The sequence below is a fragment of the Nocardioides piscis genome, from assembly GCF_011300215.1.
Classification (GTDB): Bacteria; Actinomycetota; Actinomycetes; order Propionibacteriales; family Nocardioidaceae; genus Nocardioides; species Nocardioides piscis.
On record NZ_CP049866.1, the window covers coordinates 3,033,819 to 3,060,085 of the forward strand.

Genomic DNA, 26,267 nt, shown 5'->3' on the forward strand with positions numbered 1-26,267 from the left:
CCCGGAACCCTAGTGGGCGGCGCGGAAAGCCTTGTCAACGTCGGCGGTCGCAAGAACGCCGAGGACGGAGCCGTCGGCCTCGACCAGGAGGTATTCCTCGGCCGGGTGCTGGCTGATCGCCATCACCAGCTCCTCGCCTGCGATCGTGGCGGGCAGGGTCAGCCCATCATCGAGCGTGCGCGCCACGGCGCTCACCGCGATCCACGGTCGTCGCTCCTCGGGGGTGGCCAGCACTGCCGTCTCGTTCACGATCCCCGTCGGCGTCCCGGAGGCCGTGACCGTCACGATGCTGCCGGCACCGGCCTCCTCGGCCCGTCGGACGGCCTCGGCCAGTGGAGTGTCCTCTGGTACGGCGAGCGCCCGCCGGGCGAGTGGTCGCGCGACGAGCAGCGGCAGCCGTCGCCGGAGCTTGGCGTGCGCCATCGAGGCGGTGGCACCGGTCCACAGGAAGAGCGCCAGCACGATCACCAGGAGGTAGTCGAAGAGCGTCGGAGTGACGCCGAGAACCTCGTACTGAACCAGCGGCCACGTCAGCACAGCCAGCGCGGTGAGCCTGCCGCCCCAGCCGGCGACGACGGTGCCGGTGGTGGAGTCGCCGGAGAAGCGCCACACGGCCGCCTTCAGGACTCGCCCGCCGTCGAGCGGGAGCCCCGGCACGAGGTTGAGCACGCCGATCAGCAGGTTGGCCCCGGCCAAGCCCTCGACCGCGACCCGGACCAGCCCCTCGGGGAGCACGAACCAGGCTGCCACTGCTGCCAGACCGACTCCGATCGACGTCAGGGGACCGACAACCGCGATCCAGAACTCCTGCCTCGGGCTCCGCGCCGGGGCGTCGATCTCGGTCATGCCGCCGAGGAAGTGCAGCGTGATGGAGTTGACCCGGAAGCCGAAACGCTGCGCCATGACGGCGTGGGAGGCCTCGTGGAGCAGCACCGAGAGATAGAGGACAACTGCGAAGACCAGCCCGGCGACGTATTTCCACGCACCCAGACCGGGCTCGACCTGCTCGATGCGCGGGGCGATCGAGAACGAGATCAGGGCCGCGATGATGAACCACGAGCTCGTCACCAGGACGTCGATGCCGGCAACGGAGCCGATCCGCATCGTCCCTGCCGGTCGACCTTGCCTGGGCTGCTGCGCCTGGCCGGGCGCTCGGGGGTCGGTCACGTTCCGACTCTAGGCGCCGGCCCGGAATCGGCGGCGGATGGCTGTCGGTGGGCCGTCATAGGGTTCGACCATGGTCAGCAGCTCGCCCGCCGAGGTCGTCTCCACACCGGTCGACGGTGTGGAGGTCCTGGGCGCCCTGTCGCCGAGCCGGGCGAGCGACTTCATGACCTGTCCCCTGATGTATCGCTACCGCACGATCGACCGGCTCCCCGAGGAGCCCTCCGCAGCGGCCGTGCGCGGCACGCTGGTCCACAAGGTCCTCGAAGACCTCTTCGACCTGTCCGCTGCCGACCGCACCCCGGCGCGCGCCGCCGACATGCTCGTGCCGGCCTGGGACGAGATGCTCTCGGCCATGCCTGAGCTCGCCGAGATGTTCGCCGGCGAGGGCCCTGACGTCGCGTCCTGGCTCACCAGCTGCCGCGAGGTCCTGACGACCTACTTCACGCTCGAGGACCCCCAGCGGCTCGAGCCGGCCGAGCGCGAGACCTATGTCGAGGCCGTGCTCGACAGCAGGCTGCTGCTGCGCGGCTTCGTCGACCGGCTCGACGTCGCGCCGGACGGCCGGATCAGGGTGGTGGACTACAAGACGGCAAAGTCGCCCGGCATCGAGTTCGAGGCCAAGGCGCTGTTCCAGATGCGCTTCTATGCGCTCGTGCTGTGGCGCACCCGCGGCGTGGTGCCGTCGATGCTCCAGCTGGTCTATCTCGGCAACGGCGAGATGCTGCGCTATGAGCCGGACGAGGCCGACCTGCTCGCCACCGAGCGCAAGGTCGAGGCGATCTGGCAGGCGATCAGGGCCTGCGACGAGGCCCAGGACTGGCGGCCGAGGCGGTCGGCGCTGTGCTCGTGGTGCTCCTTCAAGCAGCACTGTCCGGAGTTCGGCGGGTCGGTCCTGCCTATACCTGAAGCTCCGCCAGGTCCGGGAGCGTGAGTCCCTCGAGGGTGTCGCGGAAGACCCTGCGCTCCCCCTCCAGGATCGGCACGTGGTTGGGAACGCACAGCACCAGGCAGCCCGCCGCCACGGCCGACTCGGCGCCCGTGTTGGAGTCCTCGATCGCCATGCAGTCGCCCGCTTCGACGCCCAGGGCAGCCGCGGCGGTGAGATAGGGCTCGGGGTGCGGCTTGCCGAACTCCACCAGGTCTCCGGTCACCACGGCGCCGAAGCAGCCGTCCGGCAGCTGGTCGAGGATCGGGGCGACGAAACGCTGCCACGACATCGTGACCAACGCACAGGGGACGCCGGCGGCATGCAGGTCTGCGAGCAGCTCCCGGGCTCCCGGCCGCCACGGCACCCGTTCGCTGACCCGCGCCACGACCCCGTCGAGGAGCTCGTCGACGATCTCGGCCGGCGTGCGGTCGATGCCCATGTGCTCGCGGATGTAGGACCCGCTGACGAGCAGGTCGTTGCCGACGAGGTTGAGCGCGTGGTCCTGCGACCAGGTGCCGCCGTGCTTCTCCGCCATCGCGAACTCCGTGGCGATCCAGTAGGGCTCGGTGTCGACGAGGGTGCCGTCCATGTCCCACAGGACGGCCGCGGGCCACTGAGCTGGGTCATTGAGGAGCTGACCTGCAGGTCCACTCGGAAGTGCGGTGTTCAGGATGTCCTCCAGGAGGCTTCGAGCAATGGTTGCATGCAGTCAGCGACCCTAGGTCGAAGATGTGCCGCATCGACCATCGTCGAGGTGGACCCACGGCACAGCCCGGTGGTCCTGCGTATGTCACAGGTGCACCCGTTCCAGATGACGCGGGACGACGGCGTTCCATCCGAGCTCGTCGGCCAGCCGACCCGCCAGAGTCCACGCAGCATCCACCTCGCCATGCACCACGTAGGCCGTGACCGGCGGCTTCATGGCTGAGAGCCACTGGACCACCTGATCGGCGTCGGCGTGGGCAGAGTAGGCATTGGTCACATGGATCTCGGCGCGGACGGGGACGTAGCGGCCGTGGATCTTGATCTGCTTGGCTCCGTCGACCAGTGCGCGCCCCGGGTCCCAGGCACCTGGAACCCGGTCAGGATCACGCTGTTGCGCGAGTTCGGGAGCTGGTGTCTCAGGTGGTGCAGCACCCGGCCGCCGGTGGCCATGCCGGAGGCCGACACGATGATGCAGGGCTTGCCCGGCCGGTTCAGCTTCTCGGCTTCCTCGATGCTCGGTGCCAGCTGCAACCGAGTGGGCCGGTACGCCGTGCTGGACAGGGTGACCTCCGGACGAAGCTGCGGGTCGTGCCCCGCGATCGCCTTCTTGTAGACATCGAGCGCCCGCAAGGCCATCGGGCTGTCGACGTAGACCGGGACCGACGGGATTCGGCCCTCGGTCTCCAGCCGCGCCAGGATCATCAGCAGCACGAAGGTGCGGTCCACTGCGAACGCGGGCATCAGGACGACCCCGCCCCGCTTGATGGTGCGGGTGATGGCGCCGGCCAACAGGTCGTCATTGTCCGGCTCGTGCTGCCGGTCACCGTAGGTCGACTCCACCACCACCGTGTCGGCATCATGGGGCGGCTTCGGAGGAAGCAGCAGCGGGTGGCCCTGGCGTCCGACGTCACCGCTGACGAGCAGCCTGGAGCCCCCCACATCCAGCTCGGCGTAGGCCGATCCGAGAACGTGCCCGGCAGAGCGCAGCTCCAGACCGACCGCGTCCACGATGTTGATCGGCAGGTCGGGCTCCACAGGGGTGAGCAGGTCGATGGCCTTCTCCGCGTCACCGGAGTCGTACAACGCAAGGGCAGGCTCGTGCTTGGAGTAACCCCCTGCCTGGGCGTGCGCCGCGTCACTCTCCGCTATGTGCGCCGAGTCGCGCAGGACGATCGCAGCGAGCTCCGCGGTCGCGGGCGTGCAGTATGCCGGCCCGGTGAATCCGTTCCTGACCAACAGCGGGAGATATCCGGTGTGGTCCAGGTGGGCATGGGTGAGGACGACAGCGTCCACCTTCGCCGGGTCCACGGACAACGGCTCCCAGTTGCGACGACGCAGCACGCGCTCACCCTGGAAGAGCCCGCAGTCGACCATCACCCGAACGTCACCGGTGTCGACGAGGAACTTGCTCCCGGTGACGGTCCGGGCCGCGCCCATGAACGTCAATGAGGTGCGATCGTGCATCGCTGGCCTGCCCTTCGCTCGGGATGCTGCCATCCTCCGCGTTCTCGTGGGCCTCGGACAGAGGCGTAGGTCCCCGGTTGCCCGGCGGGCCAGGCCTGGTCCGCGACAACGCCAAAGGCCTCGTGCTCACCGACCGAGCGCCGCCACCTCGTCCAGTCCGTCCTGGAGGGAGGTCCGCAGCACCTCCGGATCCCGAACGGCCAGCTCATCGACGTTGACCCCGATGCAGGCCAGGTCAGCGTGCGCCAGGAGGGTCGCGGCCATGGCCACCCCCGGCAGTGACCCGAAGGGATACATGCCGAGCACCTTCGCCCCGGCCATGTAGGTGGCTCGGGGCGGGCCCTGCACCGTCGACGCCGACGCGTCCGCCGCGACACCCACTCCCAGCACGGCTGCGCCGACGCCGGAGGGCAGGCTCGCGATGCCGGGCGCGACGGCTCTGACCGCGTCGAGCGCGCGTTCGGTGTGCAGCGACAGCACCTCGCCCCGCACCGCAGCGATCCGGTCGGCGGGGTCCTCGATGCCCGCCGGGGCGGCGATCATGGCCCCGGCGAACCGCACCCCGCTCATCGGGTCCTCGGCGCGGTCGAGGGAGACGCGCAGCCGGATCGAGATCTCCTCGAGGGAGACGCCGTGGGCCGCGTGGTAGCGCTGGAGGCCCCCGGCGAACGCGGCGACGAAGGCGTCGTGGAGGGAGCCGCCGCCGATCCGCCCGGCTGCCTGCAGGTCGGCCAGCGGGCAGGAAAGCGCGAGGAACCGCCATGACCGACCGTCGCGGTCCGCCAGCAACGGCGAGGGCGGGGCCGGGAGTGAGGCGGCGAGACGGCGGACCGAGGCGGCATACCTCAACGTCTCGGCCAGCACCGTCTGCGGACGCAGCGAGGCAGACGCAGCGGCGCGCAGGCCCTGCGCCGCGAGCCGGGGAGCCGCGACGAGGTTGTCGCGCAGCCCGTCACGGGCGAGCTGGACGGTGTCGGTGGCCGGCTGCTCCTCGTCCGCCGGAAGGACAGGCTTGTCGGGGGTATGGCGCCGGGTCGCGGACTGGAGCAGTGAGAGCAGCTGCACCGTGCCCGCGCTGTCGGCGAGCGCGTGGTGGATCTTCAGGACGTAGGCCGCGCCCCCGCCGTCGAGCCCGGTGAGCAGCATCCCCTCCCAGAGCGGGCGCGACCGGTCGAACGGGCGCAGGGCGACCTGTCGGGCGACCTCGAGGACGTCGTCCATCGAGCCGCTGCCCCCGACCGGGCGACGACGGAGGTGGTAGTCGAGGGCGAAGTGGTGGTCGTCCACCCACACTGGCGACGTGGTCGGGACGGCCGGGTCCAGGACCCGCTGTCGGAGGCGACGGACCAGTGACGTCCCCCACTCGTGAGCCTCACGGAACCGTTCCCAGTCGGGTTCGCGGTCGAGCATGATCACCGTGCACGACGTGCCGGACCGGGAAGGGTGGCGCTCGGAGCGCCACGTCATCGTCTCCAGCGGGTCGAGGGCCGGCCGACGCGACCAAGCGGCGGCAGCTGTCCAGCGCTCGAGGTCGGTGGCCTGCTGGTCGTCCGTCATCCGGCGTCCTCCTCCGGCCAGTTGGCCAGCGTCTCGGCGAAGCGGGAATGCAGGGCCGCGACCTTGTCGTTCATGTTGTCCGCGGTCCAGTCGGTCTCGGGCTCCAGCACGCACACGTCGACGACGCCGGGGTGGACGACCTTGGAACGGCGCCACATCAGCTCACCGGTGTTGCGCAGCACCACCGGGACGATCGGGACCCCGCACTGGACGGCGAGGTGGAAGGCACCCTTGCGGAACGGGCCGAGGACCGGGGTCACGGAGCGGGTCCCCTCGGGGAAGATCAGCAGCGACGTGCCTCCCCGGATCCGTTCCACCAGCGCGTCGAGCGCTGCGCGCGCCTGGGCGGAGTCGGAGCGGTCGACGAAGGCCGGGGCGATCAGCACCGACCCCAGCATCGCGCGAGGATCGAATCGTGCCTCCTTCTTGGCGACCACCGTGAAGTCCTCCTTGAGGAGGGAGCCCATGACCAGCACGTCGAGGGCGCTCTGGTGGTTGACGACGAACACCGCCGGCCGGTGCGACCAGAGGTGGTCAGCGTTGAGGACGGCGAGCTCGACGCCGGTGAGCGTCAGCGCGAGCGTGCTGCCCAGGCTGATCGCGGTGTTGCGTCCGCGCCGTCCGTCGCGGGTGAGCAACCCGACGGCGAGGCCGGCGCCGGCGCCGGTGTTCATCGCGCCGAGCGCCGCCACCGTCCGGCCGAGGGCAGCCAGCGAGGGCGTGAGCGGGTCGCGGAGGTCCAGGACCGTCCACCCCAGTCGCTGGGCAGCCACCCGGAGCCCACGGTGGGGGTTGAGCGCGACCGGGTGCCCGACGCTGGAGAGGAACGCCACGTCCTCATAGCCGTTGCCGTAGGCGTACGAATCCTCCAGGGAAACGTCGTGCTCCTTGGCGAAGGCACGGGTCCCGGACGCCTTGTGCCGACCCCACAGCATGGCACCGACCGGCCGTCCGGTGAGCACCCCGTCCTCGACCTCGAGCCGGGTGCAGACGAGGTGCTCGATGCCGAGGTCGCGCGCGACAGGCGCGATCTGGTAGCTCGTCGCTGCTGATGCCACAGCCACGGTGTGACCCATGCGTTGGTGGGCCCGGACGAGAGCGCGCGCCTCGGCGCGGATCGTCCCGGCGATCTTCTGCAGGAAGAGGCGTTCCCCGAGGTCGGCGAACGTCTCCTCGCTGACGCCGCGCAGGGCAGCGAACGCCACGTCCGCGACCCGGGTGGGATCCCCGCCGAGCACCTCGCCGTCCACCGCCGTGATGACGGTCCGCACGAACTCACCCGCCGACACCTCGCCCTTGCGCAGCCGGTCGCCGTAGAAGGTCGCTGCGGTGTAGCCCGCGACCAGGGTGCCGTCGAGATCGAAGAACGCTCCGACCTGCGGCCCGCTCGGACCGGCCTCGATCGCCTCCACGGCTGCCTGGACAGCCGGTGAGAGTCCACTCACCTGAGGGCACCGAGAACGCCGGTGACAGGGACGTCGGTGCGGGTGCCCGTCGCGAGCGAGGCGATCACGTCCAACCGGCGCAGCGAGTCCTGGATCTCGACCAGGAACGCCTCGCGGCGCGTGGCCAGCTCGGGGCCTGCCTCGAGCAGACCACGGTGCCGCGCCAGCGCCAGCGCAGTGCGGAAGAGCTCGAGGGAGACGGACTCGGCGGAGGCGACCTTGTGCTGGAGCTGCCACTGCCGGCCCACTGCCAGGGCATCGGCGAGCAGCGCCTCCTCGTCGACCTCGGCGTCTCCCTGCTCGGCGAGCCGGTGAGCCACGACGAGGTAGGCGTCCAGGAACGGGCGCAGCACGAGGTGCGCGAGGTGCGGTCGAGCCTGGCGCAGCAGCTCACCGGCCTGCTCGGGCGTGGGGTCGAGCAGGTCCTCACCGGCCAGGATGCGAAGCTCGGTGCGGAGGTCCTCCTCGAACCGCACCCGGCCGGGGAAGAAGAACTCGAACTTGAGCAGGTCGCGGATCCGCTTGGCCTCGTCCCAGCCCACCTCGGCAGCACCGCCGGCCGGCAGCGTGGCGTCCGGTCTGAGCTCCGCCATGGTGAGCAGGGCGAGCTCGCCGATCGCCCGGTCGACGAGCATGTGGATGACTGTGTTGCGATAGAACGCCGCCACGAGGTGCTGGTCCTCCAGGATGCTCCACACCGGTTCGGTGCCCCCTTCGTACTGGCTGAGGACCCCGCTGCTCGAGAGCTCCTGCAGCGCTCGCCGGACGGTGGCCCGGTCCTGGAGGTTGGCGCCACCGGCCACCGGCCACTCCCGCTCACCGATGTAGCGAGCCAGAGGCTCCACGGTGTCCAGGACCTCGTCGAGGGTGAGCGCCCGGTCCGCGCCGAGGAGCGCCAGGGACACGATCGCCGTCACGGTGACCGGGGTCGCGCGGTTGAGCCGGTGGGAGATGTCGAGCGCGATCCGCTCGATCGCTTGGTGGGACGTCAGCCCGTCACCGTGGAGCTCGTCGAGGCGCTCGCGGAGCGAGAAGGGCTCGCCGACGGTGAGATAGGCGCGGCCCATCCGCGTGCGCTGCAGACGGGCGAACCGCACCACGAACCTGAGGTCCTCCGGTCGCTTCCGGGCTCCGCGCGCCTCGGCCGTCATGCCTGACACCTCGTGCAGCTGGTCGTAGACGATCGAGATCGGCACCACCTGGGTGTCGGGTGAGCCCGGCCCTTCCACGGCGTCGACGAGGTACTTCAGGATGCCGTGGACCGGTGGCCGGAGCTTCCCGGTGCGGGTGCGGCCACCCTCGATCGACCAGGCGAGGTTGCGGCGGTTCCTCACGAGCTGCCGGATGTAGCAGCGGAGGGTGAGGCGGTAGACCGGGAGGTCGGTGGTCGCCCGGCGGATGAAGATGATCCCCGTCCTGCTGACCACGGCCCCCAGCACCGGGAGGTTGAGGTTGGCGCCGCCGAAGGTGAAGGTGGGGCTGAACCGGCGGGCTCCCAGGACGTTGGGGATCGCCATGCCGTCGAGGTAGGACCGGTGGCTGAACGCGATGCCGAGGCTGTGCTGGCTGTCGAGCCTGCGGAGCCGCTGGATCTGTTCCTCGTCGACCACGATGTCGTAGGCGCGCATGAACCAGGAGCCGACCTTGGCCCACTGCTCGGTCATCCGGTCCCCGTGGTGGGCGGCCATCTCGTGGAGGTAGGCCCTGGCCTCCGCCCGGGCTGAATCGGCGTCGGTCCCCTGCGCACGTGCCACCTCCGCGAGCTCCCGCTCGAAGGCGGCGTCGTCGAGGAGCTCCACGGCTTCGCGGGGCAGGCTGTTGCCGGGCCGCACGCGCTCCACGGCCTTGGCCACGACGTCGCGGGTTCGACGCATCGCGATCACCGGGTCTCTCTCTGCGTCGTGATGGCGACCGACACCCGCCGGTGCCGGGTCATGACGGGAACATACATGCAGGTGCGCGGTTGCGGAGGGCCGAAAGCGCGGCGACCCTCAACTTCTCGACTTCGGCCGAGCTGACCCTAGGCTTCGCACCATGCGCTTGTTCCTGCTCCGCCACGGCCAGACCCACGCCAACGTCTCGGGTGAGCTCGACACCGGCGTCCCGGGGCTGGAGCTCACCGATCTCGGCCACCAGCAGGCGGCTGCCGCGGCCAGGGCCCTCACCGACGCCGGCATCACCGCCATCGGCGTCTCGAGCCTGACGCGCACACACCAGACCGCCCGCCCGCTGGCGGAACAACTCGCCCTCGATCCGAGCCGCCACGACGGGCTTCGCGAGATCACGGCCGGCGACTTCGAGATGCGCAACGACCACGACGCCATCCACGGGTTCCTCGAGACCATCGGCGCCTGGCTCGAGGACGACCTCGAGCGGCGGATGCCGGGTGGCGAGACCGGCCTGGAGTTCTTGGCGCGGTATGACGATGCCATCGCCCGCCTCTGCAGCGCCTCCCCGAGGCCGCGCTGGTCGTCTCTCACGGCGCCGCGATCCGGACGTGGGTGAGCCATCGCGCCACCGGCGACCACGCTCCCGCCCACGAGGGGCTGCACAACACCGGCTGCGTCACCCTCGACGGCGACCCGGTGGGGGTTGGCGCATCGTGGACTGGCAGCGCGAGCCGATCGGCGGCGCCTGGCTCGACGACCTCACCGCCTCCGACCCGACCGGTGAGGACCTCGACCCCGATGAGACCGACGACCCGGAGACTGATCAGTCCTCGGGGTCGTAGCCCAGGTTGGACGAGAGCCAGCGCTCGGCCTCGGCCAACGTCCAGCCCTTGCGCTCGGCATAGTCGGCGACCTGGTCGCGACCGAGCCGGCCGACGACGAAGTACTGCGACTGCGGGTGCGAGAAGTACCACCCGGAGACTGCCGCGCCGGGCCACATGGCCATCGACTCGGTGAGCTCGATGCCGATCTTGTCGACGTCGAGCAGCTCCCACAAGGTCCGCTTCTCGGTGTGCTCGGGGCACGCGGGATAGCCGGGAGCCGGTCGGATCCCGGAGTACTTCTCTGCGATCAGGTCCTCGTTGGACAGCTCCTCGTCGCGCGCGTGGCCCCAGAACTCCTTGCGGACCCGTTCGTGCAGCCGCTCGGCGAATGCCTCGGCCAGCCGATCGGCCAGCGACTCCAGCAGGATGGCGGAGTAGTCGTCGAGCTCCTTCTTGAACTCCATGATCTTCTCGGTGCTGCCCAGACCCGCCGTGACGGCGAAGCCGCCGACGTAGTCCTGCAGGCCGGTCCCGGCGGGGGCGACGAAGTCACCCAGGGAGCGGTTGGGAATGCCGGCGCGGTGCTCCCCCTGCTGGCGCAGGTGGTGCAGGGTCGTCAGCACCTCGGTGCGCGACTCGTCGGTGTAGACGAGCGTGTCGTCGCCGTCGCCGTCGCCCGCGGCCGGGAAGAACCCGATCACGCCGTTGGCGGTCAGCCACTTCTCCTTGATGACCTGGTCGAGCATCGTCTGCGCGTCGTCATAGAGCTTGCGCGCGGTCTCGCCCGCCGTCGGGCTGTTGAGGATGTCGGGGAACTTGCCCTTCATCTCCCAGGCGTTGAAGAACGGCTGCCAGTCGATGTAGTCGCGCAGCTCGGCGAGGTCGTAGTCCTCGAAGGTCCGCACTCCGAGGGACGTCGGCCGGGGCGGGACATAGCCGTCCCAGTCGATCGGCGTGCGGTTGGCGCGCGCCGCCTCCAGCGACAGCATCGGACGGTCGTGCTTGGTGGCGTGCCGGGTGCGCAGCGAGTCGTAGTCGAGCTTCACCTCGGCCATCAGCTTCGGGCGCAGCTCGTCGCTGAGCAGGGCCGCGGCGGTCGGCACGGAGCGCGAGGCGTCCTTGACCCAGATCACCGGGCCGTCGTACTTCTTGTCGACCTTGACGGCCGTGTGGGCGCGGGACGTCGTGGCGCCACCGATCATCAGCGGGATCGTCATGCCGGTGCGCTGCATCTCGCCGGCGAAGTGCACCATCTCGTCCAGCGAGGGGGTGATCAGCCCGGAGAGACCGATGATGTCGGCGTCGTGCTCCGCCGCAGCGTCAAGGATCTTCTGGGCAGGGACCATCACACCGAGGTCGATCACCTCGTAGTTGTTGCACTGAAGCACGACCCCGACGATGTTCTTGCCGATGTCGTGGACGTCGCCCTTCACGGTCGCCATCACGATCGTGCCGTTCTTGGTCTCGACGTCCCCGGGCTGCTTCTCCGCCTCGATGAAGGGCAGCAGGTAGGCCACGGCCTTCTTCATCACGCGGGCACTCTTGACCACCTGGGGAAGGAACATCTTGCCGGCACCGAAGAGGTCGCCGACGACGTTCATGCCGTCCATCAGCGGCCCCTCGATGACCTCGATCGGACGCCCTCCGTCGGCCGAGATCTCTGCTCGCAGCTCCTCGGTGTCCTCGGTGACGTGGGCGTCGATGCCCTTCACGAGGGCGTGCGTGATGCGCTCGCGGATCGGCAGCGAACGCCACTGCGCCGCGGCCTTCTCCTCGACGGCGTCGGTCTGGCGATACTTCTCGGCGATCTCGAGCAGTCGCTCGGTCGCCTCCATCGGGTCGGCCCTGCGGTTGAGGATGACGTCCTCGATCGCCTCGCGCAGCTCGGCGTCGATGCTGTCGTAGGTCACGAGCGCACCGGCGTTGACGATGCCCATCGAGAGCCCGGCCTGGATGCCGTAGTAGAGGAAGACAGCGTGGATCGCCTCGCGCACTGCGTTGTTGCCGCGGAAGGAGAAGGAGACGTTGGAGATGCCACCGGAGATCTGGGCCCCGGGGAGGTTCTCGGTGATCCATCGAGTCGCCTCGATGAAGTCGAGGCCGTAGTTGGCGTGCTCCTCGATACCCGTCGCGACGGCGAACACGTTGGGGTCGAAGATGATGTCCTCGGCCGGGAAGCCGACCTCGTCGACCAGGATCTTGTAGGCGCGCTCACAGATCCGCTTGCGGCTCTCGAGGTCCGCAGCCTGGCCGTCCTCGTCGAAGGCCATCACGACCACCGCGGCGCCGTACTTGCGGCACAGGCGCGCGTGCTGCCGGAAGGTGTCCTCGCCCTCCTTCATCGAGATCGAGTTGACGATCGGCTTGCCCTGGACGCACTTGAGCCCGGCCTCGATGATCTCGAACTTCGAGGAGTCGACCATCACCGGGACGCGGCTGATGTCGGGCTCGCTGGCGATCAGCTTGAGGAAGCGGTCCATGGCCGCGACCCCGTCGATCATGCCCTCGTCCATGTTGACGTCGATGACCTGCGCGCCGTTCTCGACCTGCTGCAGGGCGACGCTGAGGGCGGTGTCGTAGTCACCGGCCTTGATCAGGTTGCGGAACTTCGCCGACCCCGTGATGTTGGTGCGCTCGCCGACGTTGACGAACAGGCTGTCGTCGTCGATGGTGAACGGCTCGAGACCGGCCAGCCGCATAGCGACCGGGACCTCGGGGACCGGACGTCCGGGCTTGCCCTCGACGGCCTTGGCGATCTCGGCGATGTGGGCGGGTGTGGTGCCACAGCACCCGCCGACCAGGTTGACGAAGCCCGCATCAGCGAACTCGCCGAGGATGGCGGAGGTCTCCGTGGGCGCCTCGTCGTACTCCCCGAAGGCGTTGGGCAGCCCGGCGTTGGGATAGCAGGACACGTACGTGTCCGCGATGCGGCTCATCTCCTCGATGTAGGGCCTCATCTCCTTGGCACCGAGCGCACAGTTGAGGCCGACCGCGATCGGCCTGGCGTGGCGCACCGAGTTCCAGAACGCCTCGGTCACCTGGCCCGAGAGCGTGCGCCCGGAGGCGTCGGTGATGGTGCCCGAGATGATGACCGGCCAGCGGCGGCCCTGCTCCTCGAAGAGCGTCGCGACGGCGAAGATCGCGGCCTTGGCGTTGAGGGTGTCGAAGATCGTCTCGATCATCAGCAGGTCGGAGCCGCCGTCCACCAGACCGCGTGCGGCCTCGAGATAGGCCGCCACGAGCTGGTCGTAGGAGACGTTGCGCGCTGCCGGGTCGTTGACGTCGGGCGAGATGGACGCCGTGCGGGTCGTGGGGCCGAGCGCTCCCGCGACGAACCGCGGCCGGTCGGGGTCCTGGGCGGTGACCGCGTCGCACTCGCGTCGGGCGAGCCTGGCGGACTCGAGGTTGAGCTCGTAGGCGAGCTCCTCCATGCCGTAGTCGGAGAGCGAGATCGCGTTGGCGTTGAAGGTGTTGGTCTCGATGATGTCCGCGCCGGCCTCGAGGTATTCGCGGTGGATCCCCGCGATGATCTCGGGCTGCGTCAGGGTCAGCAGGTCGTTGTTGCCCTGCACGTCGCTGGGCCAGTCGGCGAACCGGTCGCCCCGATAGCCGGCCTCGTCGGGCCGGTCGCGCTGGATGGCCGTGCCCATGGCCCCGTCGAGCACCATGATCCGCTCGCCCAGCGCTCGGGTGAGCAGCTCGGTGGCGTCCGGACGGTGGTCCGGTGCGCCGAGGCGGTCCGCGGTGGTCTCGGGGGTGGCAGGCAAGGCTGGGCTCCTCGTGGGACGGTGCAGTCAGCCTAGGAACCGGCGTCCAACTGCTGGACACCCTTTCCACGGGCTGGACAGGTGCCACCGATGGTTCCACCGCGCCGGGGTGGGCGCGAAATCGACGCGGATCGGGGAGCGGGTCCTAGGCTGGAGAGGTGATCGACTTCGACGCCGTGCCTGACCTCGTCTCCCCCGTGGTGATCGCCGCGTTCGAGGGCTGGAACGACGCCGCCGACGCGGCCTCGGGAGTCGTCGACCACCTGATGGACGTATGGCGAGCGCGGGTCGTCGGCGCCATCGACCCGGAGGAGTTCTATGACTTCCAGGTCAACCGCCCGATCGTGGGCACCGACGACAACGGGCACCGCCGGCTCTCCTGGCCCACCACCCGCATCGCCATCGCGTCGCCGCCCGACCTCGACCGGGACGTGATCCTGATCCGCGGCATCGAGCCCAACATGCGCTGGCGCCAGTTCTGTGCCGAGCTGCTGGCCGCCTGCGACGAGCTCGGCAGCGAGCTCGTCATCACCATGGGCGCCCTGCTCGCCGACTCCCCCCACACCCGACCGATCCCGGTGACCGGCACCGCGACCGAGCCGGACCTCGTCGACCGGCTCAAGCTCGAGCAGTCCACCTACGAAGGTCCGACGGGCATCGTGGGGGTCTTCCAGGACGCGTGCGCCCAGCTGGACATCCCGGCCGTCTCCTACTGGGCCGCGGTCCCCCACTACGTCGCGCAGCCGCCGTGCCCCAAGGCGACCCTGGCGCTGGTGGGCCAGCTGGAGGACCTGCTCGACTGCTCGATCCCGCTCGGTGACCTTCCCGAGGATGCCCGCGCGTGGGAACGCGGTGTCGACGAGCTCGCGGACGAGGACGAGGACATCGCGGACTACGTCCGTTCGCTCGAGGAGTCGCGCGACACCGCCGACCTCCCCGAGGCGAGTGGCGAGGCGATCGCGCGGGAGTTCGAGCGCTACCTCAAGCGGCGCACCGAGGACTGACTCAGAGCGCCAGCCCGAGGGCGGCGTCCAGCACGGGGAGCAGGGCCGCGGAAGCGTCCGGGTCGCTGGTGTCGGCCAGACCGTGCTCGGTGTCCCCGAGCGTCGCTGCCACCCACTCGTCCACGGCAGCCAGCGCCCTCGGGGCGTCGAGGTCGGCGGCGAGTGCGGCCAGCACCGCCTCGATGACGGGCGCCGCGGGCGCGCCTGCCCCCAGGGACAGTGCCTTGCGCCACTGTCCGACCGCGTCGACCGCGTCCCACAGCTGGTCGTCGGTCCACTCCCAGTCGGAGCGGTAGTGGTGGCGCAGCAGGACGAACCTGATCGCCATCGGGTCGACGTCGCTGTTGCGCAGGGCCGAGACGAAGACGAGGTTGCCCTTCGACTTCGACATCTTCTCCCCGTCATAGGCGACCATCCCGGCGTGGGCGTAGGCAGCGGCGAACCTGTGGTCGGGAGAGGCGACCTGGGACTCGCCCGCGCACATCTCGTGGTGCGGGAAGACGAGGTCGCTGCCGCCGCCCTGGACGTCGAACCGGTGGCCGAGGTGCTCGAGCGCGATCGCGGCGCACTCGACGTGCCATCCGGGGCGTCCCGGCCCGAAGGGGCTGTCCCAGGAGGGCTCCCCCTCGCGCTTGCCGCGCCACACGACGCAGTCGAGCGGGTCCCGCTTGCCGGCGCGGTCGGGATCGCCGCCGCGTTCGCCGAAGACACGCAGCATCTCGTCGCGCGACCAGCCTGAGACTTCGCCGAACGCCGGGTCGGCGGTGACGGAGAAGTAGAGGTCGGTGTCGACCTGGTAGATCGCGCCGGCGTCCTGCAGCCGGACGATCAGGTCGATGGCCAAGGGGATCGACTCGACGGCACCGATGTAGTGGTCGGGAGGAAGGATCCTCAGCGCCGTCATGTCCTGCCGGAACAGCTCGGTCTCGCGCTCGGCCAGCTCGACCCAGTCGACCTTGACCTTGTCGGCGCGCTCCAGCAGGGGGTCGTCGACGTCGGTGACGTTCTGGACGTAGGTGACTGCGTGCCCCGCGCTGCGCCAGGCTCGGTTGAGGAGGTCGAAGGCGAGGTAGGTCGCGGCGTGCCCCATGTGGGTCGCGTCGTAGGGCGTGATGCCGCAGACGTAGAGCCGCGCCGGACCCTCGGGGCTCGTCTCGACCAGGCGGCCGGTGGGCGTGTCGAAGACGCGGACAGCGGGACCGGGGCTGGTCAGTTCGGGGACGACGGGAGATGACCAGGCACGCATGCCCGGCAGCCTATCCGCCCTAGAACGGCGGCCAGGGGATGACCGGCCACTCGTCGCGAGGCTCCGGGAGGACACCGGCCTCGAGCAGCCCCTCGCAGCGGCGGGCCAGGGCGTCCACCTCGCGCCGGTTCACGTGCTCGCGCAGCCGCTCGCCGAGCTCGCCGAGGGTCAGGTCGAGCACGCGCCGTACGGCGGCGGCCTCCTCCGGGGCCAGCGGGTCCCCCATCCAGCCCCAGAGCACCGTGCGCAGCTTGTGCTCGACGTGGAAGCTGACTCCGTGGTCGACGCCGTAGCGGTGCCCGTCGGCCATGGCCAGCACGTGGCCGCCCTTGCGGTCGGCGTTGTTGACGACCACGTCGAACACGCACATGCGCCGCAGCGCGGCAGTGTCCTCGTGGACGAGCGAGACCGCGCGGTCGTGGGCGTCCACGCCGTCGAAGACGTGCAGGAACCCCTCGGGCGGGCGATCCGCCGGCACGATCCGCACGGCCGCCTGGTCCGGCTCGGGTTCCTGCCAGACCTGGACCATCCCCGGCCCGTGCGGACCGTCGCGCAGGATCGTGCGCGGCACGACGTCCCAGCCCAGTGCTTCGCTGACCAGGTAGGCGGCCAGCTCGCGGCCGGCGAGGGTCCCGTCGGGGAAGTCCCACAGCGGGCGCTCCCCGGCGACCGGCTTGTAGACCACCCGACAGCCGTCGATCTCACCGACGAAGGTGGCGTTGGAGGCGGGCATGACCCGGCCGTGCAGCGTCAGGTCGCCGACGAGGTGGTCGGGCATCCTCAGTGCGGGTCCCGGCGCCGGAAGCCGTTGGCCCGCACGCACAGGTGTCCGTCGGGATCGATCGGGTTGCCGCAGAACGGGCAGTCAGGGCGACCCGCACCGATGACGCTGCGGGCCCGGTCGACGAAGGCCCGAGCACTGCCGGCCGTGAGCTTGACCAGGAAGATCTCGTCCGGGTCCGGCTCCTGGAGATCTTCCTCGAGCTGGTCCGGGGAGACCACCGCGGCCTCGGTGAAGGGATAGACCTCGATCACGATCCGCTCGGACGCCGGGTCCCACGACAGCGTCATGGTGCCGCCTCGGAACTCCTCCTCGATCGGTTGCTCCAGCGGCCCCGTGTCCACCTGGTCGAACGGGGTGACTGCGGGGATGAGGGCGGTGTTGGCCTCGGCGCGCATCACCTCGTCGAGCAGCTCGTCGACACGCTCGGCGAGCGCCTCGACCTGCTGCTTCTCCAGGGCGACGCTGGTGAGCCGGACCCCGTCGCGGGCCTGCAGGAAGAACGTGCGGCTGCCGGGCGGACCGACGGTGCCCACCACGAATCGTTCGGGGGGGTCGAAGGAGTGAACCAAGGGCATGTCTCTCACCCTAGGCGGAGCCCGGTCCCGAGCCACCGCCCACCGGGGCATCGGTGGACCGCTTGCGGGTCGAGCGCTTCTTGGGCGGCGGCGCGAGCCAGGCCAGGTCGCCGGCGTGGGTGTTGACGCCGAGGACGTAGGGCCGCGACTCGGTGAACCGGATGATCGAGATCGAGGCGGGGTCGACGTGGATGCGCTGGAAGAGGTCCAGGTGCGTCCCGAGGGCGTCGGCGATGATCGACTTGATGACGTCGCCGTGGCTGACGGCGAGCCAGATCGCGCCGTTGCCGTGCTCGGACTCGACCCGGCGATCGTGTCGACGGATGGCCTCGACGCTTCGATCCTGCATCGCGCGCAGGCCCTCGCCCCCGGGGAAGGTGGCGGCCGAGGGCTGCGACTGGACGGTCTTCCACAGCGGTTCCTTGGCGAGCTCGACGAGCTTGCGTCCCTGCCAGTCGCCGTAGTCGCACTCGTTCAGCTGCCGGTCGGTCGACAGCCTGACCGGCTGTGCCTGCTGGGCCAGGACCGACCTGGCGGTCTGCTTGCAGCGCTCCAGGGGGCTCGAGACCGCGGCGGCCAGTGCCACCCCCGCCAACCGCGCGCCGGTCGCGGCGGCCTGCTCGGCGCCGGCGTCATCGAGCTTGATCCCGGGCAGCCGTCCGGCCAGCACACCGGTGGCGTTGGCCGTGCTGCGACCGTGTCGGACCAGGATCACCGTTGCCATGCCCGCGACCCTAGTGGGACTAGCCTGACCCCGTGATCGTCGACAACGCGCTCTACCGTGACGGTGAGCGGGTCGAGCTCGACCTGGACATCAAGGACATCGGTCCGCGCCGCCTGGAGCGCCGGCCGGGCGACTTCCAGTGGATCGGGGTGTTCAACCCCGAGCCCCACGAGCTGGCGGAGCTGGCCCAGGAGTTCGACCTCCACCCACTGGCGGTCGAGGACGCCGGCGAATCGCACCAGCGGCCCAAGCTGGAGGACTACGGGGACCACTTCTTCTTCACCCTCAAGACGCTCTGGTACGTCGACGAGCGCGACGCCGTCGAGACGGGCGAGATCAACGTCTTCGTCGGGACCGACTACGTCATCACGGTGCGACACGGCGACGGGTCGCAGCTGAGCGAGTCCCGTCGCGACCTCGAGCAGCGGGCCCAGGTCCTGGCCCACGGTCCGGCGGCGGTCCTCTATGCGGTGTGTGACCACGTCGTGGACGAGTACCAGCAGGTTGCATCCGAGCTCGAGGTCGACGTGGACGAGGTCGAGGAGTCCGTCTTCTCCCCCGGGGCCAAGGACGACAGCGTCCGCATCTATGCCCTCAAGCGCGAGCTGGCGGAGGTGCGCCGCGCCGTGGTCCCGCTGAGGGAGCCGTTGCGCCGCTTCGCGAGCGGGGTCCACCCTGGGATGGACCCCCAGGCGGCAACCTACTTCCGCGACGTCGCCGACCACCTGCAGCGCGTCGCGGAGGTCATCGACACCCTCGACTCGCTGCTCTCCACCGCGTTCGACGCCTATCTCGCCCGGATCCAGGTCCAGCAGAACGAGGACATGCGCAAGATCTCCGCCGGGGCGGCGCTCGTGGTCGTCCCGACCCTGATCGCCGGCGTCTACGGGATGAACTTCGAGCACATGCCCGAGCTCGGGTGGCGCTACGGCTATGCCTGGGCCGTCCTCCTGATGGTGTTCACGTCCGGCGTGTTGTTCTGGCTGTTCAAGCGCGCCAAGTGGTTGTGAGGGGCCCCCGCCCGTCCGCCTGGCAGGTGGTGTGGTGGTTCGGGCTGGTCAGCCTGGCGGCCGACATGGTCTATGAGGGCGCCCGGTCGATGTATGGCCCCGTGCTCGCCGCACTGGGTGCCTCGGGCCTCGTTGTCGGTCTGGTGACCGGCGCCGGCGAGGCGATGGCCCTCGTGCTGAGGCTCGTCTTCGGGCCGGTGGCAGACCGCACCGGGCGCTACTGGTCACTCACCATCCTCGGCTACGGCCTGACGGCCCTGTGCGTGCCGCTGCTCTGGTTCGCGCCGCGGCTGGGCGCTGCGGGACTGGCGTTCGCGGTCGTGCTGATCCTGCTGGAGCGCCTCGGCAAGGCGATCCGTTCGCCGTCGAAGTCCGCCCTGCTCGCGCATGCCGCCGGTGCCGTGGGCCGCGGTCGTGGTTTCGGTGTCCACAAGGCCCTCGACCAGGTCGGCGCCTTCGCCGGCCCCCTCGTCGTGGCCGCCGTGGTCGCAGGAGCCTCGGTGTGGGCGGGCATGGCCGTGCTGGCCGTCCCGGGCGCCGTGGCCATGGCGCTGCTGGTCGTCCTCGCGCTGCGGGTGCCGGACCCGTCCGTCTATGACACTCCGCCCGCTTCGGTCGCGCCCGAGCTGGCGTCGTCACCACGTCGGGGATGGCTGGCCGAGGCCGTGGGAGTCGGACTGCCACCCGTGTTCTTCCGCTACGCGATGGCCTGCTCCCTGACCACTGGTGGCCTGGTCACGTTCGGCATCATCGGCTACCACCTGACTGTGGACGGCCTGGTGCCGCTCGCCGCAGTGCCGCTGGTCTATGCCGGGGCGATGGCCGTCGAAGCCGTCGCAGCCCTCGCGGTGGGATCGGTGTACGACCGCACAGGGTCGAAGGTCCTGCTGGTGGTGCCGGTGCTCGTCGCTGTGGTGCCGGCTCTCGCCCTGGGTGGCCCGCTGGTGCTGGTGCTGCTCGGGGTGGCGGTGTGGGGGTTTGCGCACGGAGTGCAGGACTCCACGATCAAGGCGGCCGTCGCCGACCTGGTGCCGGCGCCGCGGCGCGCCACGGCATACGGCGTCTTCGCAGGCATCCAGGGGGCCCTCGCGATCGTCGGCGGCGCCGGAGCCGGCTGGCTCTACGACCGTTCGCTGCCGGCGCTCGTGCTCGCCGTGGTTGCCACCCAGGTGCTCGCCCTGGCCCTGCTGCTGACCACCCTTCGCCAGATTGACTGACGTCAGTCAGGCGCGGCGCGGAACTGACTGACGTCAGTCAATCTCGGATCAGGCGGTCAGCACGCCTGCGCTGACGAGGATGAGGGTCGCCGTCCCGAGCGCGACGCGATAGAGCACGAACGGCGTGTAGGACTTCGTGGAGACATAGCGCAGCAGCCAGGCGATCGCTGCATAGCCGACGACGAAGCTGACCACGGTGGCAACCAAGGTGGGTCCCCAGCCGTAGGAGTTGTCGCCGCCGGGGATCTCCTTGAGCTCGAAGAGGCCTGCGCCGACGACCGCCGGGATCGCGAGCAGGAAGGCGTAGCGCGTTGCGGCTTCACGCTCGTAGCCCAGGGCCCGGCCCATTGAGATGGTCGCGCCGCTGCGCGACACGCCGGGGACGAGCGCCATCGCCTGGGCGAGGCCCATCAGGACGGCGTCGCGCAGCCCGATCTGCTTGATCGTCTTGTTGTCGCGGGAGAACCGGTCGGCGATCCCGAGCACGATGCCCATCACGATCAGCGTCGAGCCGATGATCCACAGGTTGCGGAAGTCCTTCTCGATGACGTCCTTGAGGAGGATGCCGAGCACCACGATCGGCAGTGAGCCGATGATGATGAACCACCCCATCCGTGCGTCGACATGACCGCGCCACTCCGGCTTCGCCAGCGAGAGCAACCACGCCTTGCCGATGCGCCAGATGTCGTGGCGGAAGTAGATGAGGACGGCGAGCTCGGTGCCGATCTGGATGACGGCCGTGAAGGCCGCGCCCGGGTCTCCCCAGCCGAAGAGCTCGGGGAAGATCCGCAGGTGCGCGCTGCTGGAGATGGGGAGGAACTCGGTCAGTCCCTGGATGGTGCCGAGCACCACGGCCTTGAGGAGATCCAACACGTAGCGGGAGCCTACGCGGCTCGGCGTCGGCGAGCCGTGCCGGCCACGCTGGGCGTGCGTCGCTAATCTCGGCGCATGCAGCAGCGAGCGGTCGGCTCCACCGGCCTGAAGGTGTCCCGCCTCGGCCTCGGCACGATGACGTGGGGTCGCGACACCGACGAGCACGAGGCTCGCGACCAGCTGATCGCGTTCGCCGAGAAGGGCGGCACCCTGCTCGACACGGCCGCCGGATATGGCGACGGGGCCAGCGAGGAGCTGATCGGCACGCTGCTCGGCGACGTGGTCGGCCGCGACGAGGTCGTGCTCGCGACGAAGGCGGGCATCACGCGCCGTACGGGCGAGCGGGTCACCAACACCTCGCGCGGGCACCTGCTCACCGCGCTCGATGCCTCGCTGAGGCGGCTCAAGGTCGACCACGTCGACCTGTGGCAGGTCCACATCTGGAGCGACGAGACCCCCGTGGAGGAGACCCTCGCCGCTCTCGACCACGCGGTCACGTCGGGTCGCACCTCCTATGTCGGCATCTCCAACTACTCCGGCTGGCAGACGGCCCAGGCTGCGACCTGGCAGCGTGCCGTTCCCGGTCGCACTCCCCTGGCCTCGACGCAGGTCGAGTACTCCCTGCTCGCGCGAGGTGTCGAGCACGAGGTGCTGCCGGCTGCCGAGGCGCTCGGCCTCGGCGTCCTGCCGTGGTCACCGCTCGGACGGGGGGTGCTGACCGGGAAGTACCGCAGCGGGACGCCCTCTGACTCCCGGGCCGCGTCGCGGCACTTCGCCGGCTTCGTCAACGGCTATCTCGACGAGCGCGGTCGCTCGATCGTCGAGAGCGTCGCCCGCGCCGCTGAGGGCCTGGGCTGGACCCCGCTCGAGGTGGCCCTGGTGTGGGTGCGCGACCGGCCGGGCGTCACCGCTCCCATCGTCGGCGCGAGGACCGCCGCCCAGCTGGACGGTGCCCTCACCACCGAGGACCTGACGCTGCCCGACGAGATCATCGACGCGCTCGACGACGTGAGTGGTGACTGAGCGATGCCGGCCGCTCTCCGCCGACCGCCACGTCCCGGCGTGGAATGGGAGTTCGAGACGCTGGTGGTGCCGCGCGACCTCTCTCGCAACGTCGTGACCCGGATGCTGATCGACCGCGCCGAGCACGGCGGCTGGGAGCTCGACCGGCTCCGGATCGGCAGTGACGGGATCCGGCGCGTGGTGCTGCGCCGCAAGATCATCCGCCAGCGGCTGACGCTCTTCGCCCAGGGCTGATCCAGCTCAGATCTGGTCCAGGAAGCGGTCGAAGACCCGCGCGCCGAACTCGAGCGCGTCGACCGGCACCCGCTCGTCGACGCCGTGGAACAGCGCGGTGAAGTCGAGGTCGGCGGGCAGCCTCAGGGGCGCGAACCCGTAGGACCGCATCCCGAGCTTGTTGAAGTGCTTGGCGTCGGTCCCCCCGCTCATCGTGTATGGCGCCACGACCGCCCCAGGGTCCTCGGCGAGCAGCGACCGGGTCATTGCCGCGACGAGGTCACCGTCGTAGGGCGTCTCCCACGGCTGTTGGTGGGAGAGGAAGTCGAGCTCGATCCCGTCGCCGGCCAGGGCGCGGAGGGTGTCGAAGAACTCGTCCTCGTAGCCGGGGAGGAAGCGGCCGTCGATGTGGGCCGTGGCCTCGGTCGGGATCACGTTGACCTTGTAGCCAGCACCGAGCTGGGTCGGGTTGGCGGTGTTGCGGATGACCGCGCCCAGCATCCGGGCGGCGCTGCCGAACTCCTCGATGAGGGACTCTGCGTTGTCCGGCGTCGCCTCGGTCCCGGCGATGTCGGCGACGGTCGCGAGGAGCACCTCCATGGTGGGTGTGAGCCGCACGGGCCACTCATGAGCGCCGATGCGGGCAACAGCGCCGGCCAACCGGGTCACCGCGTTGTCGGGGTTGATCATGGATCCGTGCCCGGCACGACCTCGAGCCGTCAGCCTCATCCAGGCCATGCCCTTCTCGGCGGCCTCGATGAGGTAGATGCGCTGACCCCTGACGGTGGCGCTGAACCCGCCCACCTCGCCGACGGCTTCGGTGCAGTCGGCCAGCTCGTCGCGGTGCTGCTCGATCAGGAACTCAGCACCCTGGTGGCCACCGGCCTCCTCGTCGGCCGTCAGGCAGATGACGATCTCCCGCTGCGGGGCACGGTCGCCGCGGGCCCGGGCACGCACGACGCTCAGCAGCATCGCGTCGAAGTCCTTCATGTCGACCGCACCCCGGCCCCAGACGAACCCGTCCTGCACCTCACCGGAGAACGGATCGACCTGCCAGTCCTCGGCGGCGGCGGGCACCACGTCGAGGTGGCCGTGGACCAGCAACGGCGGGCGGCCGTCGCCTCCGCCCCAGCGCGCGACCAGCGACGTCCGTCCACTCTGCGCCTCATACAGGCGCGGCTCGATCCCGACCTCGTCGAGGAGGCCCGCGGCATACTCTGCAGCCTTGCGCTCCCCCGGCCCCGTGTCGTCGCCGAAGTTGCTGGTGTCGATCCGGATCAGCTCGCGACACAGGTCCACGACCTCCGCCGCAGGGTCGTGAGCGGCGCCGTCGGGCGAGGCTTCGGAGGTCTGCGACATGCCCCCATCCTGCCCCGGTTCCCAGCCCCGCGGCAGGGTTGCCCCGATGCGGACGTTCCCCGGTCGGCTTGCTACTGTTCTCCAGCACTCGTCCGGGTGGCGGAATTGGCAGACGCGCTAGCTTGAGGTGCTAGTGCCCGTATTAGGGCGTGGGGGTTCAAGTCCCCCCTCGGACACTGAGAAGGCTCCGGCTCCACGGGGCCTTCTCTTCATTTTCCGGCCCTCGCGATCCGTTTCGCGAGCCGTCTGGAGCATGGACGAGCAACGCTGCCAGGACCGCGCCGACCCACCCCAGGGCCAGGTCTCCGACGGTGTCGACGTAGGCGTTGCCTGCCTCCGCGGACCGCTGCACGAACGCATAGAGCTCCCACAGCTCCCACAGCAGGGACAGGGTCATGCCGGACGCGAGGGCGAGCTCGAGCCGACGCCTCAGTGGTGCCCCGGCGGCGCCGCAGAGCAGGACCACGGCGGCGGCGAGGAATCCGGTGTTCGCCACGTGCACCAGGTCGTCGAACCAGTCCACGCGGTCATAGAGGTCCAGGCGGTTGCCGAGCATGTCGGAGAAGGCCGGCACCGTCAGCAGCACGTCCGCGCCCCAGGGATAGCTCCCACCCGACCTGCGGAGGTGGAAGACCACCGGGACGAGGAACGCCAGCAACGGATAGGTCACCGCCCTCGCGCCGGGCGCCTTCCCCTCGAGGTTGCCCCACGCGGGGTCCAGCGCCACCTGCAGCACCAGCAGGAGCAGCAGCGTCTTCGCGGTCAGGTCGAGCACGACGAGCCAGCCGAGGACACGACCGTCGAGGACGCCTCGTTGTTGCCGGGCCCGTCCCATGGGGAGTCGCCTCCTGCCTGCGTATGGCGACACGGTGGCTCCGTCGTCTCCAAGTCTCCCGGTCGATGGACGCCCCCGCTAGGGACCAAGGTCCGCAGTGTGCGGGCGTGGTCAGAGCGGGTCGAGCACCGACCGTTCTCCCACGAGGGTGGCGAACAGGTCGACGTAGCGCCGCAGGTGGACGTCCCCGACATATTCCTCGAGCACGCGCGCGTGTGCCGCGACGCCGAGGCGCGCAGCGAGGCCAGGATCGGCGAACAGCTGCCGCAGTGCCCCGGCGAACTCGTCGAGGTCGTAGGGGTCATCGACGAGGAAGCCGTCCTGGCGATGGGTGATCTGGTCCTGGATCCCGCCGAGCCGGCTGGCGATGACCGGGCGGCCCTTCCACATGGCCTCGGTCACCGTCAGGCCGAACCCCTCGACCAGGCTCTTCTGGACGACCACCGCTGCGTGCCGCTGCAGGGCGTTGACGATCACGGCGTTCTCGTCGCCTTCCTCCATGGGGATCGACGCGAGATGCACGCGATCTCGGATCTCCTGCGGCAGTCCTTCCCACACCTCGCGGCACTCCTGCAGGACCTCGGCCCCCTCCGGGTCGTCCGACACCCCGGAGACGTCGGGGCCGGCCAGCACCAGGTGGGCCCCACGCAGGTCGTCCCCGTCGATGGCCCGGACGAATCCGCGCAGGACGCCGGTCATGTCCTTGAGCCGGTCCCACCGACTCACCTGCACCACCAGCGGCACGTCGCCCGGAGGGGGCTGACCACCCCCCAGGAGCTCTCCCGCAGGGCGGGGACGCACCATTCCCGGGGTCCCGTCCGGCCGGACGAAGCCGACGAGGTCTTCCCCCCTCTCGCCGGCGACCAGACCGACGTGCTCGAGGATTGCCGCCACGTGCGCCGGCTCCAACGGCATGTTCTTCGACGCCAGCGGGTCGATGGAGGGGGGATCACGGCCAGCCGCTCGCTGTCGATCCAGTCGGGGGCATACTCCCGTCGAGAGAAGACCACCGCCTCGGCCTGCGCGACGTCGGGACGCAGGAAGGCCCATGCCGCGTCCGTCACGTCGTTGCTCTCGTCACGACCCACGTGGCACCGCCAGATCACCCGCGCCCCCACCCCTCTCAGACCCTCGATGAGGCCAGCGGTCTGGGGATCGTGGAGCAGGACGATGTCCCCCGCAGACACGCGCCCGAGCAGCTGGTCGAGGTTGGCCCGCAGGACCTCGTCATAGTGCGCGCGCTCGGCGGCTCCCAGCGGTCCTCCGTCACCGACGGTTCCGTGCAGCATGTTGTGCACGCGCTTGGTGATCGCGAAGAAGTGCGCGTCGCCGCTGAGCACCAGCCAGCGGTTCACGATGCCCGAGCCGTTGGCATAGGCGAGCTGTGTCTGCAGCATCTCGGCGACACCACCGCCGTGGGCGGTGGCGTTGACGTGCCACACCACTCGGTCTCCGAAGGCGGCTCGCGCGCGCACCGCCGCCTCTGCAAAGCGCTCCGCCCGGCCCGGCGGCAGGATGGCGGCAAGGCGTTCGAAGTCGACGGGCTGGACCTTGACCTCTTCCATGACCTGCATGCTGACGTGTCCGGGCGCTCGGCGCCAGTGGTCGCCGGACGCCGACCGGCACCACAAGTTCGGGACGAAAGACCCTTCTTGACG

The 26,267-nt window shown here is 70.2% G+C and carries 25 protein-coding genes and 1 tRNA gene; 9 read left to right on the forward strand and 17 right to left on the reverse strand.

Features of this window, described 5'->3' with window-relative positions; genetic code table 11:
• Positions 1 to 9: 9 nt before the first annotated feature.
• Positions 10 to 1,167: a site-2 protease family protein gene (locus tag G7071_RS14885; RefSeq protein WP_246210047.1), complete on the reverse strand. Its 1,158-nt coding sequence runs from the start codon at positions 1,165 to 1,167 to the stop codon at positions 10 to 12.
• 70 nt (positions 1,168 to 1,237) lie between these two features.
• Between G7071_RS14885 and G7071_RS14890 the strand changes: the two genes are divergently transcribed.
• Positions 1,238 to 2,098, forward strand: a complete 861-nt coding sequence (locus tag G7071_RS14890; RefSeq protein ID WP_166320030.1) for a RecB family exonuclease — start codon at positions 1,238 to 1,240, stop codon at positions 2,096 to 2,098.
• On the opposite strand, the gene G7071_RS14895 is transcribed toward G7071_RS14890, so the two are convergent.
• From G7071_RS14895 to G7071_RS14915, 6 genes are all read right to left on the reverse strand, one after another.
• Positions 2,064 to 2,684 (reverse strand): HAD family hydrolase, encoded by a 621-nt coding sequence (locus G7071_RS14895; protein WP_166320031.1) that lies wholly within the window; start codon positions 2,682 to 2,684, stop codon positions 2,064 to 2,066. The genes G7071_RS14890 and G7071_RS14895 overlap by 35 nt on opposite strands.
• Positions 2,685 to 2,885: 201 nt before the next feature.
• Entirely contained in the window at positions 2,886 to 3,077 is a 192-nt protein-coding gene (locus G7071_RS19415; RefSeq protein WP_246210048.1) for an MBL fold metallo-hydrolase RNA specificity domain-containing protein, read from the reverse strand.
• The gene (locus tag G7071_RS14900) at positions 3,074 to 4,264 is read right to left on the reverse strand and encodes an MBL fold metallo-hydrolase (protein ID WP_246210049.1); all 1,191 of its coding nucleotides are present in this window, start codon (positions 4,262 to 4,264) and stop codon (positions 3,074 to 3,076) included. The genes G7071_RS19415 and G7071_RS14900 overlap by 4 nt, the downstream gene beginning before the upstream one ends.
• Before the next feature lie 126 nt (positions 4,265 to 4,390).
• Entirely contained in the window at positions 4,391 to 5,821 is a 1,431-nt protein-coding gene (locus G7071_RS14905; protein ID WP_166320032.1) for a wax ester/triacylglycerol synthase domain-containing protein, read from the reverse strand.
• A complete protein-coding gene (locus G7071_RS14910; RefSeq protein ID WP_166320033.1) occupies positions 5,818 to 7,266 on the reverse strand; it encodes an HAD-IB family hydrolase in 1,449 nt (482 codons plus the stop codon). The genes G7071_RS14905 and G7071_RS14910 overlap by 4 nt, the downstream gene beginning before the upstream one ends.
• A complete protein-coding gene (locus G7071_RS14915; protein ID WP_166320034.1) occupies positions 7,263 to 9,140 on the reverse strand; it encodes a lysophospholipid acyltransferase in 1,878 nt (625 codons plus the stop codon). Before G7071_RS14915 ends, G7071_RS14910 begins: the two co-directional genes overlap by 4 nt.
• Before the next feature lie 160 nt (positions 9,141 to 9,300).
• Between G7071_RS14915 and G7071_RS14920 the strand changes: the two genes are divergently transcribed.
• Entirely contained in the window at positions 9,301 to 9,771 is a 471-nt protein-coding gene (locus G7071_RS14920) for a histidine phosphatase family protein (protein WP_206062821.1), read from the forward strand.
• Positions 9,772 to 9,868: 97 nt separating this feature from the next.
• Complete coding sequence (locus G7071_RS19730) at positions 9,869 to 9,997, forward strand: hypothetical protein (protein WP_281351684.1); 129 nt, start codon at positions 9,869 to 9,871, stop codon at positions 9,995 to 9,997.
• Here the strand turns inward: G7071_RS19730 and metH are convergent.
• The gene (gene metH, locus G7071_RS14925; protein WP_206063044.1) at positions 9,979 to 13,647 is read right to left on the reverse strand and encodes a methionine synthase; all 3,669 of its coding nucleotides are present in this window, start codon (positions 13,645 to 13,647) and stop codon (positions 9,979 to 9,981) included. The two genes, G7071_RS19730 and metH, sit on opposite strands and share 19 nt — an antisense overlap.
• Before the next feature lie 257 nt (positions 13,648 to 13,904).
• On the opposite strand from metH, the gene G7071_RS14930 reads away from it, so the two are divergent.
• The gene (locus G7071_RS14930) at positions 13,905 to 14,750 is read left to right on the forward strand and encodes a PAC2 family protein (protein ID WP_166320036.1); all 846 of its coding nucleotides are present in this window, start codon (positions 13,905 to 13,907) and stop codon (positions 14,748 to 14,750) included.
• Between the two features lies 1 nt (position 14,751).
• On the opposite strand, the gene mshC is transcribed toward G7071_RS14930, so the two are convergent.
• From mshC to G7071_RS14950, 4 genes are read right to left on the reverse strand one after another with little or no spacing between them, the layout of a single operon-like run.
• Positions 14,752 to 15,996, reverse strand: a complete 1,245-nt coding sequence (gene mshC / locus G7071_RS14935) for a cysteine--1-D-myo-inosityl 2-amino-2-deoxy-alpha-D-glucopyranoside ligase (protein WP_166320037.1) — start codon at positions 15,994 to 15,996, stop codon at positions 14,752 to 14,754.
• 19 nt (positions 15,997 to 16,015) lie between these two features.
• A complete protein-coding gene (locus tag G7071_RS14940; RefSeq protein ID WP_166320039.1) occupies positions 16,016 to 16,774 on the reverse strand; it encodes an SCO1664 family protein in 759 nt (252 codons plus the stop codon).
• 2 nt (positions 16,775 to 16,776) lie between these two features.
• On the reverse strand, positions 16,777 to 17,355 hold the full coding sequence (locus tag G7071_RS14945) for a DUF3090 domain-containing protein (RefSeq protein WP_166320041.1): 579 nt from the start codon (positions 17,353 to 17,355) through the stop codon (positions 16,777 to 16,779).
• A 10-nt stretch (positions 17,356 to 17,365) separates the two neighbouring features.
• Positions 17,366 to 18,079 carry a histidine phosphatase family protein gene (locus tag G7071_RS14950; protein ID WP_166320043.1) on the reverse strand — a complete coding sequence of 238 codons (714 nt, stop codon included), beginning with the start codon at positions 18,077 to 18,079 and terminating at the stop codon, positions 17,366 to 17,368.
• Between the two features lie 32 nt (positions 18,080 to 18,111).
• On the opposite strand from G7071_RS14950, the gene corA reads away from it, so the two are divergent.
• Together corA and G7071_RS14960 are read left to right on the forward strand one after the other, a co-directional pair.
• The gene (corA, locus tag G7071_RS14955) at positions 18,112 to 19,089 is read left to right on the forward strand and encodes a magnesium/cobalt transporter CorA (RefSeq protein WP_166320045.1); all 978 of its coding nucleotides are present in this window, start codon (positions 18,112 to 18,114) and stop codon (positions 19,087 to 19,089) included.
• Complete coding sequence (locus G7071_RS14960; protein WP_246210050.1) at positions 19,086 to 20,306, forward strand: MFS transporter; 1,221 nt, start codon at positions 19,086 to 19,088, stop codon at positions 20,304 to 20,306. Before corA ends, G7071_RS14960 begins: the two co-directional genes overlap by 4 nt.
• Before the next feature lie 48 nt (positions 20,307 to 20,354).
• Here the strand turns inward: G7071_RS14960 and G7071_RS14965 are convergent, their stop codons facing one another.
• A complete protein-coding gene (locus G7071_RS14965; protein ID WP_215727627.1) occupies positions 20,355 to 21,179 on the reverse strand; it encodes an undecaprenyl-diphosphate phosphatase in 825 nt (274 codons plus the stop codon).
• 75 nt (positions 21,180 to 21,254) lie between these two features.
• Between G7071_RS14965 and G7071_RS14970 the strand changes: the two genes are divergently transcribed.
• Both G7071_RS14970 and G7071_RS14975 read left to right on the forward strand, forming a co-directional pair.
• Positions 21,255 to 22,202 carry an aldo/keto reductase gene (locus tag G7071_RS14970; protein WP_166320047.1) on the forward strand — a complete coding sequence of 316 codons (948 nt, stop codon included), beginning with the start codon at positions 21,255 to 21,257 and terminating at the stop codon, positions 22,200 to 22,202.
• Positions 22,203 to 22,241: 39 nt separating this feature from the next.
• The gene (locus G7071_RS14975) at positions 22,242 to 22,436 is read left to right on the forward strand and encodes a DUF5703 family protein (RefSeq protein WP_246210052.1); all 195 of its coding nucleotides are present in this window, start codon (positions 22,242 to 22,244) and stop codon (positions 22,434 to 22,436) included.
• Between the two features lie 6 nt (positions 22,437 to 22,442).
• On the opposite strand, the gene G7071_RS14980 is transcribed toward G7071_RS14975, so the two are convergent.
• Positions 22,443 to 23,774, reverse strand: coding sequence for a M20/M25/M40 family metallo-hydrolase (locus G7071_RS14980; RefSeq protein ID WP_166320051.1), 1,332 nt, complete (start codon positions 23,772 to 23,774; stop codon positions 22,443 to 22,445).
• A 90-nt stretch (positions 23,775 to 23,864) separates the two neighbouring features.
• Between G7071_RS14980 and G7071_RS14985 the strand changes: the two genes are divergently transcribed.
• A tRNA-Leu gene (locus G7071_RS14985) sits at positions 23,865 to 23,950 on the forward strand.
• On the opposite strand, the gene G7071_RS14990 is transcribed toward G7071_RS14985, so the two are convergent.
• The 3 genes from G7071_RS14990 to G7071_RS15000 form a co-directional block, all read right to left on the reverse strand.
• Positions 23,932 to 24,609 (reverse strand): DUF2238 domain-containing protein, encoded by a 678-nt coding sequence (locus tag G7071_RS14990; RefSeq protein ID WP_166320053.1) that lies wholly within the window; start codon positions 24,607 to 24,609, stop codon positions 23,932 to 23,934. The two genes, G7071_RS14985 and G7071_RS14990, sit on opposite strands and share 19 nt — an antisense overlap.
• A gap of 111 nt (positions 24,610 to 24,720) precedes the next feature.
• Entirely contained in the window at positions 24,721 to 25,413 is a 693-nt protein-coding gene (locus tag G7071_RS14995) for a glycosyltransferase (RefSeq protein ID WP_484549351.1), read from the reverse strand.
• Positions 25,332 to 26,174 (reverse strand): glycosyltransferase family protein, encoded by an 843-nt coding sequence (locus tag G7071_RS15000; RefSeq protein ID WP_166320057.1) that lies wholly within the window; start codon positions 26,172 to 26,174, stop codon positions 25,332 to 25,334. Before G7071_RS15000 ends, G7071_RS14995 begins: the two co-directional genes overlap by 82 nt.
• Between the last annotated feature and the right edge of the window lie 93 nt (positions 26,175 to 26,267).

Bases quoted from the DNA above. Each gene is read 5' to 3' on its own strand.
- G7071_RS14890 (WP_166320030.1), top strand. From the start codon at position 1,238: ATGGTCAGCAGCTCGCCCGCCGAGGTCGTCTCCACACCGGTCGACGGT.
- G7071_RS14895 (WP_166320031.1), bottom strand. From the start codon at position 2,684: ATGGACGGCACCCTCGTCGACACCGAGCCCTACTGGATCGCCACGGAG.
- G7071_RS14900 (WP_246210049.1), bottom strand. From the start codon at position 4,264: ATGCACGATCGCACCTCATTGACGTTCATGGGCGCGGCCCGGACCGTC.
- G7071_RS14905 (WP_166320032.1), bottom strand. From the start codon at position 5,821: ATGACGGACGACCAGCAGGCCACCGACCTCGAGCGCTGGACAGCTGCC.
- G7071_RS14915 (WP_166320034.1), bottom strand. From the start codon at position 9,140: ATGCGTCGAACCCGCGACGTCGTGGCCAAGGCCGTGGAGCGCGTGCGG.
- G7071_RS14920 (WP_206062821.1), top strand. From the start codon at position 9,301: ATGCGCTTGTTCCTGCTCCGCCACGGCCAGACCCACGCCAACGTCTCG.
- metH (WP_206063044.1), bottom strand. From the start codon at position 13,647: ATGGTGCTCGACGGGGCCATGGGCACGGCCATCCAGCGCGACCGGCCC.
- mshC (WP_166320037.1), bottom strand. From the start codon at position 15,996: ATGCGTGCCTGGTCATCTCCCGTCGTCCCCGAACTGACCAGCCCCGGT.
- G7071_RS14940 (WP_166320039.1), bottom strand. From the start codon at position 16,774: ATGCCCGACCACCTCGTCGGCGACCTGACGCTGCACGGCCGGGTCATG.
- G7071_RS14945 (WP_166320041.1), bottom strand. From the start codon at position 17,355: ATGCCCTTGGTTCACTCCTTCGACCCCCCCGAACGATTCGTGGTGGGC.
- G7071_RS14950 (WP_166320043.1), bottom strand. From the start codon at position 18,079: ATGGCAACGGTGATCCTGGTCCGACACGGTCGCAGCACGGCCAACGCC.
- G7071_RS14970 (WP_166320047.1), top strand. From the start codon at position 21,255: ATGCAGCAGCGAGCGGTCGGCTCCACCGGCCTGAAGGTGTCCCGCCTC.
- G7071_RS14980 (WP_166320051.1), bottom strand. From the start codon at position 23,774: ATGTCGCAGACCTCCGAAGCCTCGCCCGACGGCGCCGCTCACGACCCT.
- G7071_RS14990 (WP_166320053.1), bottom strand. From the start codon at position 24,609: ATGGGACGGGCCCGGCAACAACGAGGCGTCCTCGACGGTCGTGTCCTC.
- G7071_RS14995 (WP_484549351.1), bottom strand. From the start codon at position 25,413: ATGGTGCGTCCCCGCCCTGCGGGAGAGCTCCTGGGGGGTGGTCAGCCC.
- G7071_RS15000 (WP_166320057.1), bottom strand. From the start codon at position 26,174: ATGGAAGAGGTCAAGGTCCAGCCCGTCGACTTCGAACGCCTTGCCGCC.